This window comes from Microterricola pindariensis, from assembly GCF_002936985.1.
Lineage (GTDB): Bacteria > Actinomycetota > Actinomycetes > Actinomycetales > Microbacteriaceae > Microterricola > Microterricola pindariensis.
On sequence record NZ_MPZN01000097.1, the window covers coordinates 1 to 9,762 of the forward strand.

9 protein-coding genes are annotated in these 9,762 nt (G+C 68.5%); 7 read left to right on the top strand and 2 right to left on the bottom strand.

From position 1 onward, the window contains the following. A partial coding sequence (locus tag GY24_RS16465) for a DUF6049 family protein (protein ID WP_324778437.1) occupies positions 1-2,061 on the bottom strand: 2,061 nt, incomplete at its 3' end. Positions 2,062-2,129: 68 nt separating this feature from the next. On the opposite strand from GY24_RS16465, the gene GY24_RS16470 reads away from it, so the two are divergent. The 7 genes from GY24_RS16470 to dnaB all read left to right on the top strand — a co-directional run bounded on the left by GY24_RS16470 (position 2,130) and on the right by dnaB (position 8,721). Continuing rightward, positions 2,130-3,557: a CCA tRNA nucleotidyltransferase gene (locus GY24_RS16470; RefSeq protein ID WP_104477627.1), complete on the top strand. Its 1,428-nt coding sequence runs from the start codon at positions 2,130-2,132 to the stop codon at positions 3,555-3,557. A gap of 98 nt (positions 3,558-3,655) precedes the next feature. Continuing rightward, entirely contained in the window at positions 3,656-5,002 is a 1,347-nt protein-coding gene (locus GY24_RS16475; RefSeq protein WP_104477623.1) for an ABC transporter substrate-binding protein, read from the top strand. A 155-nt stretch (positions 5,003-5,157) separates the two neighbouring features. Continuing rightward, complete coding sequence (gene rpsF / locus GY24_RS16480) at positions 5,158-5,535, top strand: 30S ribosomal protein S6 (RefSeq protein WP_083362447.1); 378 nt, start codon at positions 5,158-5,160, stop codon at positions 5,533-5,535. 5 nt (positions 5,536-5,540) lie between these two features. Next, entirely contained in the window at positions 5,541-6,053 is a 513-nt protein-coding gene (locus GY24_RS16485) for a single-stranded DNA-binding protein (RefSeq protein WP_055841345.1), read from the top strand. A gap of 73 nt (positions 6,054-6,126) precedes the next feature. After that, positions 6,127-6,390: a 30S ribosomal protein S18 gene (gene rpsR, locus GY24_RS16490; protein WP_012039648.1), complete on the top strand. Its 264-nt coding sequence runs from the start codon at positions 6,127-6,129 to the stop codon at positions 6,388-6,390. Between the two features lie 11 nt (positions 6,391-6,401). Then, positions 6,402-6,851 (top strand): 50S ribosomal protein L9, encoded by a 450-nt coding sequence (gene rplI / locus GY24_RS16495; protein WP_083362448.1) that lies wholly within the window; start codon positions 6,402-6,404, stop codon positions 6,849-6,851. 496 nt (positions 6,852-7,347) lie between these two features. Continuing rightward, complete coding sequence (dnaB, locus tag GY24_RS16500; protein WP_104477625.1) at positions 7,348-8,721, top strand: replicative DNA helicase; 1,374 nt, start codon at positions 7,348-7,350, stop codon at positions 8,719-8,721. 82 nt (positions 8,722-8,803) lie between these two features. Here dnaB and GY24_RS16505 read toward each other — a convergent pair. Beyond that, positions 8,804-9,762: ATP-dependent helicase C-terminal domain-containing protein (locus tag GY24_RS16505; RefSeq protein WP_324778439.1), on the bottom strand; the 959-nt coding region annotated here is incomplete at its 5' end.

Consider the following 9,762-nt stretch of genomic DNA (forward strand, 5'->3'; position numbering starts at 1 on the left):
CGAGCCGGCGTTGATGGTGACCTCGGCGGACTCGTCGACGACGAGGCGGCCGTTGGAGGGAAGCAGGTTGACCCGCAGCGTGACGGGCTCGGTGAAGGCGTTCTGCACCGTCACGGGGAACTGGGCGCTGCCGCCGACCACGAGGACGGACGGGCTCTGCACGACGCTGACGGATTCGAGGATCTGGCTGGTGCGGAGTCGATCCTCGCTGACGGCGTCGCGCCAGGCGCTGTCGTCGGCGATCCAGCCGACGCCGAGGAGGGACATCAGCGTTGCGCGCTCCGGCCCGGTGATGGTGGCCGGGTCCGCGACGGCGGTGCTGAAACCAGTCAAGGCGGTTTCACGTTCCAGCAGGCTGGAGATCGTCTCGAGCCGCTCGGGCGACGACGCGCCCTCGCTGAGCGCGACCTCGCCGGCAGGCGCGGCTCGAAGCGCGCTCACCGGGGTGATTGCGGCGACGGGCAGCTGCTCCAGGGCGAGGAGCGTCGCGTTGACGTAGCCGGGGTTGCTGGGCCAGTCGCGGGGAAGTGCGGCCAGCAGGGGGCGGGGCGAGGCCTCCCCCGCCGCGACGGCGACGGCCGCGGCCGCGCGAGCCATGGCGGCCTGCCAGTCGATCTCGCGGTCGGCGGACAGCGCCTCCTGCAGTGCGGTGTTCAACGCGGTGTCCGCCACGAGCAGCGTGGTGTCCCCTGCGCGGGTGGATGCCGGCGGCTGCACCGAGTCCTCGGAGAGGACGTCGGTGTTCGAGATGTTGGAGCCGCCCACGATCAGGGTGTCGAAGCCGTTGGCAGTGAAGGCGGGAAGCATGGCCGCGTTCGCGGTTCCCGGCGCGGGCCAGGCGATCCCGTCCATCGCGTACGGCCAGGCCAGCAATTGCTCCATGGTGGGAACCCCGGTGCCCGGAACGGCGTCGATCGGCGGCAGCGTGCTGGGCTGGGTGCTCGTGTCGGGCTCGGCGGGCACCACGCCCTCGGCCCCGCCCTCGGTCTCGCCCGGGGTGGCCTGGTCGCTGGGGGTCGCGGTGGGGCCAGGCGTCTCGGTGGAGAAGTTGTTCGCGTCGATCGCGTAGTCGAAGGAGAGCGGTGCCAGGAACGGCTCGACGGCGAGCTGGGCCTGGGCGGCCAGATCCGCGTCGGCGTAGGGCAGTGCGAACACCTCGTTGGGGGCGGCGTCGAGGCGGGTCAGCCAGTCCACCGCGCTGCGCGGTGCACTGGATCCCAGCACCCGGATCGACACGAGGATCTTGGGGTCGAGCGCGATCGCCGCGGTGTGGTCCACGGCGACATCCAGGCTGCGGGTGAGCATGCCGCCCGGTGCCGTGTACGCGGCGAGGAGGTCGCCCGGGATCAGCCCGAGGGAGTCCACCGGGGCGGTGATCGGCGTGGCGACGCTCAGCGGGCTGCGCGGCACGTCTCCGGCAAGCAACACGGTGGTGCTGCGCGAATTCGCGATCACCACGTCATCGGCCAGGAGACTGCCGACGATTCCCTGGGCGCCCCAGTCCGTGCCGTCGAGCTCCAGCGAGGCGGCGGGCACCGTGACCAGGATCGAGGCACTCGCGCCGCCGGCAACGGACGGGCCGTCAACCATGGCGACGAGGTGGCCGTCATCCGGAACGCCCGAGTTCAGCGAATCGGTATCGGCTGCCTCCTCGGCACCGGGCTGGAGCCAGGACGCGAGCTCGGCGGGCTCGCTCAGAGTGTCGTCGCTCAGGCCGATGGCGATCCGGGTCGCGCTCAGTGCCTCCCTGGTGCCATTGCTCACCGTGACGGAGAGCTGCAGGTCTTCCCCCGGCCGCAGCACGGCGCCATGCGCCGGGGCGACGACGATGTCGACGACGTCGGACTGCGGGACGGCCTGCATGACCGTGCCGGGTTGCACCGGTGCGGCGGACGCGGCCGAGACGGCGACTTGACCGAGCAACGCCGGCGCGAGAAGAGCGACGGCGAGGAGGGCAAGCGGGCGTTTCGGTGATCGTCGACGGGGTGCGCCGCCATGCATGCGGGCGCGGAAACCCTCGAAGAATGCAGGCCGACGCGTGTGCAAAGACTCGGCCACCATCCCCAGATTCTATGCTGGCGCCCTGTGTGGCCGCTGCACCGGGCCGCGCACCCTTTAATATGGTGTTCATGCAGAGTGTCGCGGCGGCCCTTGCCCGGCTGGGCGATCTTGCGGCGACGACCGCAGTTTCACGCCTGGCCTCGGCCTTCGAGAAGGCGGGCCACGAGCTCGCCCTGGTCGGCGGGCCGGTGCGCGACGCCTTCCTGGACCGGGGCACCAACGACCTCGACTTCACCACCAACGCCTCCCCCGACGAGATCCTGGCGATCGTGACGCCGATCAGCGAGGCGCAGTGGGACATCGGCCGCCAGTTCGGCACCATCGCCGCCAAGATCGCCGGTGAGACGGTCGAGATCACCACCTACCGCGCCGACAGCTACGTCGACGGCACCCGCAAGCCGGAGGTCGTCTTCGGCGACTCCCTCGATGACGACCTGCTGCGCCGCGACTTCACGGTCAACTCGATCGCGCTCCGGCTGCCGCAGATGACGCTGGTCGACCCGTCCGGCGGCATCGAGGACATGCTCGACGGCCGGCTGCGCACGCCGGCGGCCCCGGAGCAGTCCTTCGGCGACGACCCGCTGCGCATGATGCGCGCCGCCCGCTTCGCCTCCCAACTCGGCTTCGACCTCGACGACGCGGCGTTCACGGCGATGAAGGCCGGGGCGGAGAGCATCCGCCGCATCTCGATCGAGCGCGTCAATGACGAGCTCTCCAAGCTGCTCAAGACGGATGCCCCGCGCGCCGGCCTCGAGCTGCTCGTCGATTCCGGCATCGCCGCCATTGTGCTGCCAGAGCTGCCTGCGCTGCGCCTGGAGATCGACGAGCACCATCACCACAAGGACGTCTACCAGCACAGCCTCACGGTGCTGGAGCAGGCCATCGGCTACGAGAAGTCCCGCGGCAAGCTGGAGAGCCCCGACCTCGTGCTGCGCCTGGCCGCCCTGCTGCACGACATCGGCAAGCCGGCCACCCGGCGGCTCGAGGCCGGCGGCGTGGTCAGCTTCCACCACCACGACCTCGTCGGGGCGAAGCTCGCCAAGAAGCGGCTGCGCGAGCTCCGCTACGACAACGACACGATCGCCGCTGTCGGCAAGCTGATCGAGCTGCACCTGCGCTTCTTCGGCTACACCGAGGGCGCCTGGAGCGACTCGGCGGTGCGCCGCTACGCCCGCGACGCCGGCGACCAGCTGGAGCGCCTGCACATCCTCACCCGCGCCGACGTGACGACGCGCAACCGGCGCAAGGCCGACCGCCTGGGATTCGCCTACGACGACATCGAGGAGCGCATCGCCCAGCTGGCCGAGGAGGAGGAGCTGAACGCGGTCAGGCCGGAGCTCGACGGCGAGCAGATCATGCGCCTGCTCGGCATCCGCCCCGGTCGCGAGGTCGGCGAGGCGTACAAGTTCCTGCTCGAGCTGCGGCTGGACGAGGGCAAGATCGGCGAGGAGGCCGCCACCGAGCGGCTGCTCGCCTGGTGGGCCGCCCGCGCCTGAGCGGCACCGAGTCGACCCGCACCCAGCTGAAATGCACCCGGATGGGGGCCGGACGCGGGGTGAGCGCCCACTGATAGCGTTCGACGCGGAGGTTTTCAGTGAAGAGTCTGCGCAGCAACACGCTCATGACGGTGGCGCTCGGCGCCCTCGTCGCCGTGCTCGCCCTCGGTGGCGGCGTGCTGGCCGCGGGCGCGATCGCAGGCTCCGGCAAGACGATCGTCACCGTGCGCCTCTGGGACGACCGGGTCGCGGCAGCGTACAAATCCTCCTTCGCGGCGTTCGAGGCCGAGAACCCCGGCATCTCCGTCGATGTCACCGTCATCCCGTGGTCGCAGTACTGGGGCCAGCTCGATGACGACGTGGCCGGCGGCCGGGCCGACGACATCTTCTGGGTGAACAACTCCTACCTCACCGATCTGGCCGACGGCGGCAAGCTGATGGACATCGATGCGGCCCTGGGCACGCGCGCGAAGAACGACTGGGACCGCGCGGTGGTGCGCGAGTTCACGAGGGACGGCACCCTCTGGGGCGTCCCCCAGCTCTCGGATGCCGGCATCGGCGTCTACTACAACAAGGCGATGCTGGCCGCGGCCGGCATTGACCCGGCGGTTCTGGAGGACGTGGCCTGGAGCACGGACCCGGCCGCCGACACCCTGCTGCCGGTGTTGCAGGCGCTGACGAGAGACAGCCGCGGCAAGGCCGTCACCGACCCGGAGTTCGACCGGTCGACGGTGGTCCAGTACGGCTACAACGCCGGAAACGACCTGCAGGCCATCCTGCTGCCGACGATCGGCTCCAACGGAGGGGCCTTCGACACCGATGGCGTCTTCACGTTCGCCGAGGAGCTGGCCGCGCAGGCGATCGGCTACCAGGTCGACCTCATCAACACCCACAAGGTCGCGCCCCCCGCCGTCGGCAACACCGACCCCGACTCCGCCCGCGACGCCTTCGTCGAGGGCAGGCTGGCCCTGTTCCAGTCCGGGCTGTACAACCTCCCCTACGTGTTCGACGGCGCCGAGTTCGAGTGGGGCGCCGCGTCGATGCCGGCCGGCCCGGCCGGGCGGGTCTCGGTGACCAACGGCATCGTCGCCGCGGGCAACGCGCACACCGCGCACCCGGAGGCGACGACGGCCGTGCTCAAGTGGCTCGGCTCGGCAGAGGGCAACCACTTCGTCGGCGCCAGCGGCGCGGCGGTGCCCGGCGTGGTCGCGGCCCAGCAGGCCTACTTCGACTTCTGGGGCGCCAAGGATGTCGACGTCAAGAAGTTCTTCGAGGTGCTCGCGAACGATGCGCCCACCGTGACGCCGCCGACGTCGGTGAACTTCGGCGAGGTCGAGGCCGCCTACTCCCCCATCCTCGACCAGGTGTTCTCCGCGGAGCTTCCCCTCGGCAGCGGCCTGCAGCAGGCACAGGATGCCGCCAACGCCGCGCTGGCGGGCGAGTAGCGCCCCCGGAGCTGGCTCGCATTTGCCTCCGGCATCCGTTACAATCGGAAGGTTGCTCACGCGCCGGGATCTCTGGCCTCCGTGTCCAACACATGCACAACCCTCCTGCTGCAGAACGTCTGCAGCCGTTTTAGTCCGAAGGAGGTGGGTTAGTCATGAATCAGTACGAACTGATGGTTATCCTCGATCCCGAGATCGACGAGCGCACCGTAGCTCCCAGCCTTGACAAGTTCCTCAACGTTGTTCGCAACGATGGTGGCACGATCGACAAGGTTGACATCTGGGGTCGCCGCCGTCTCGCATACGAGATCAACAAGAAGACCGAAGGCATCTACGCCGTCGTCGACTTCACCGCAGAGCCCGCAACCACCACGGAGCTTGACCGCCAGCTGAAGCTCAGCGAAGCAGTCATGCGTACCAAGGTGCTGCGCGCAGAAGAGGGAATCGCTCAGGTTGCCGCTGCACAGAAGCTCGCCGAGGAGAAGGCCGCCCGCAAGGCAGCCGCTCCGGCCAAGGCTGCGAAGGACGCTTAGTCCCGATGGCCGGCGAGACCGTAATTACCGTGGTGGGCAACCTCACCTCAGACCCCGAGCTGCGTTACACGCAGAACGGACTGGCGGTTGCCAACTTCACCATTGCCTCCACTCCGCGCACGTTTGACCGTGCGAAGAACGAGTGGATCGATGGCGAAGCACTGTTCCTGCGCGCGAGCGTTTGGCGTGAATTCGCCGAGCACGTTGCCGGTTCACTGACCAAGGGTTCCCGCGTTATCGCTTCCGGGCGTCTCAAGCAGCGTTCTTACGAGACGAAGGAAGGCGAGAAGCGCACCAGCTATGAGCTGGATGTCGACGAGATCGGCCCCTCGCTTCGTTACGCAACTGCGTCTGTCACGCGTGCCCAGTCTTCTGGCGCCCCCCGCGGTGCTGCCCCTCAGGGCGGCAACTTCGGTGGAGCCGTCGAAGAGCCGTGGGCCCCCAGCGCCCCTGCCGCCTCCGGCGGCCAGGATGTCTGGAACACCCCGGGCAGCTACAGCGACGAGACCCCCTTCTAGGCCCTTGGGCCGGCTTCCGGATGCCGCAGTGCGCGGCGCCCGGGTGTAAATACTTCAAGACAAAGGAAAGACCATGGCTGGAAAGAGCAGCGGCGACCGCCGCAAGCCACTCCGCGGAGCCAAGGGCGGCAAGAACGCCGCTCCCGCGAAGTCCATCCGCGTTGGTGTCATCGACTACAAGGATGTCGCGACGCTTCGCAAGTTCATCTCTGAGCGCGGAAAGATCCGCGCCCGCCGCATCACAGGCGTTTCCGTGCAGGAGCAGCGTCTGATCGCCCGTGCCGTCAAGAATGCCCGCGAAATGGCCCTGCTGCCATACGCCGGCAGCGGACGCTGAGGAGCAAAGACATGAAACTGATTCTGACGCACGAGGTCACTGGCCTCGGCACCCCCGGCGATGTCGTCGAGGTGAAGAACGGCTACGCCCGTAACTACCTGGTTCCGCAGGGCTTTGCCGTGCAGTGGAGCCGCGGTGGCGAGAAGCAGGTCGAGCAGATCAAGGCCGCTCGCGCGGCTCGTGAGCTCGCCACGCTCGAAGAGGCACAGGCCCTCAAGGCAGCCCTCGAGGCCGCCAAGGTCAAGCTGGTCGTCAAGACCGGCGCCGAAGGCCGCCTCTTCGGTTCGGTGAAGACCACCGATATCGCTGACGCTGTTGCTGCTGCCGGACTCGGCACCATCGACAAGCGCAAGGTCGAGATCCCCAACCCCATCAAGGTCGTTGGCACTCACCAGGTCACCGTTCGTCTCCGCGACGAGCTGTCGGCTGCGATCACCCTCCAGGTGGTCTCCGCCAAGTAGGCGTAAAACTCCGGCTGTAAAAGGCTGCGTTATGGCGGTGGGCTCAGGCCCACCGCCATAACTGTTTTAACTGGTTTCAGAGAACGCAATACCCCCGTTCTGTGCACAGGGGAGTGTGGAAACGGACCCGCGTTAGGCGCTGTGGAAAACTACTTTTTTCTCACAGTTGTGAGTAGAAATTACCGCTGGTCAAGTTGCATTTATGGGCAAAAGAAAGTTTGTTGTCCACAGGAGTTCCCACAGGCTTTGCACAACACTGGTGGCGTTTCGCGCAGATTGTGCACAGCGTTATCCACAGGCTGGGTTGAGTTGCCCTTGCGCTATCCGTATGGTGGCTCCAGCGGTACTCGTCGGCGTGTTCTGGACTGGGTTTTTTCCACCCGGCTAGCCGCTCTGTCAGAGGTACCCGCTATCACTGGATATGGGTCCAGCTGTTCCCGTCCCACCCCCATTGACCGGCTTCGGCCGGTAGTCCAGTCTGCCGAGGAGGCACCGCGTGTCGATCGCACATCTTGGGCTCTCAGATTCACCAGAGCCGCAGCGCGCCGAGCGCGCCGACCGCACCCCGCCGCACGACCTGCTTGCCGAGCAGAGCGCGCTCGGCGGCATGCTGTTGTCCAAGGACGCCGTCGCCGACGTCGTCGAGACCCTCCGCGGCCCCGACTTCTACATCCCCAAGCATGAGCTGATCTTCGACGCCATCCTCGCGCTCTACTCGCACGGCGAGCCGACCGACGTCATCGCCGTCAGCGATGAGCTGACCAAGCAGGGCGAGCTGGCCCGCGCCGGCGGAGCCGACTACCTGCACTCGCTCACCAGCATGGTGCCGACCGCCGCCAACGCCGGCTACTACGGCTCCATCGTCGCCGAGCGCGCCCTGCTGCGCCGCCTGGTCGAGGCCGGCACCCGCATCGTGCAGATGGGGTACTCCGGTGAGGGCGAGGTGCTCGACCTCGTCAACAACGCCCAGGCCGAGATCTACTCCGTCACCGGCAGCACCGAGACCGAAGACTACGTTCCGCTGACCGAGGCCGTCACGGCCGCGATGGACGAGATCGAGGCTGCTTCGCACAAAGACGGCTCGATGACGGGTGTTCCGACCGGTTTCATCGAACTCGACGAACTTACCAACGGTTTTCACCCCGGTCAGATGATCATTGTTGCGGCGCGACCCGCGGTGGGCAAGTCGACCCTGGCGCTGGACTTCGCCCGCTCCGCGGCCATCACCCACAACATGCCGGCCATCTTCTTCTCCCTCGAGATGGGGCGATCCGAGATCGCCATGCGCTTGCTCTCTGCGGAGGCCGCCGTGCCCCTGCAGAGCATGCGAAAGGGCAAGATCGAATCCCGCGACTGGACAACAATTGCCCAGGTGCGCGGGCGCATCAACGACGCCCCGCTCTACATCGACGACTCCCCCAACATGACCCTCGTCGAGATCCGCGCCAAGTGCCGCCGGCTCAAGCAGCGCGTGGGCCTCAAGATGGTCGTCATCGACTACCTGCAGCTGATGACCTCCGGCAAGCGCGTCGAGAGCCGCCAGCAGGAGGTCTCGGAGTTCTCCCGTGCACTCAAGCTGATGGCCAAGGAACTCCAGGTTCCGGTCATCGCCCTGTCGCAGCTGAACCGTGGTTCCGAACAGCGTGCAGACAAGATGCCCGCCATCAGCGACCTCCGTGAGTCGGGCTCGATCGAGCAGGATGCCGACATGGTGATCTTGTTGCACCGTGAAGCCGTCTACGACAAGGAGAGCCCGCGCGCCGGCGAGGCCGACCTGATCGTGGCCAAGCACCGCAACGGCCCCACGCGTACCGTGCCCGTGGCCTTCCACGGCCACTTCTCGCGCTTCGCGGACCTCGCCCCGAGCTAAGCCGGCGCCGCGGCATCCGCAACGGAGGCACACACGAGCAGGGGAGGCCAGAATCTCAGATTCTGGCCTCCCTTGCTCGCTTTCACCTCCCGTGGGGTGCGTCTCCGGGGTGCTGCAGCGCGGCGCGGCGCGTGGTGTGCCGGGTGGGCGCGGTGGACCACGGGTCCTCTGGCCAGGGGTGCTTCGGGTAGCGGCCGCGCATCTCGGCGCGCACCTGCGCGTACGGGCCGGCCCAGAACGACGCAAGGTCGTCCGTCACCGCGAGGGGGTGGCCGGCGGGCGACAGCAGGTGGAACAGCACCGGGACCCGACCGCCGACGAGTCGCGGAGTCTCCGCCCAGCCGAAGCACTCCTGCAGCTTCACCGCCACGACCGGGCGGGCGACGGCATCATCGACCGGCGGGTAGCTGAGCCGGACGCGGGATCCGCTGGGTACCTCCAGCCGCTCCGGGGCCAGAGCATCGAGGCCGACCGCCTCCGGCCACGGCAGCACGCGCCGCAGCGCCGGGGCCAGGTCGATGCGCGCGGCCGGTGTGCCCGCGGCGAGGTCGGACAGCTCGGGACCGAGCCAGGAATCGAGGGTGTCGAGCAGCGCGGCATCCGAGACGTCGGGCCAGGGGGCGCCGAGCTCGCGGTGCAGTAGGGCGAGGCGCCGGCGCAGGCCATCGGCGGCCTCCGACCACGTGAACACCCCGAGCCCCTGCGCCTCGAGGGCACGCCGGGCGGCATCCCGCCCGCCCTCGTCGGCCCGGACGCGCACCGGCACGGAGGAGCGGGTGATCGCCCCGATCCGCCGCTCGCGGCGCGCGACGACGCGCCCGTCCACGAACTGCGCCTCGACCCGGTCGGTGATCAGGTGGGCCGCCGCCCGCTCGGCGTCACTCTCAGCGATGACTGCGGCGGAGCGGATGATCGCCCCGGTTCCGGCGGCTGCCCGACCGTGCGACCGCGTGACGTCGGCCACCGCCAGCCAGTCGGCAGCCGCGAGCGGGCCGGTGATCCCGGCCCGGGTGCCGGAGGCGAGGAGGAAGGTGGCACCCT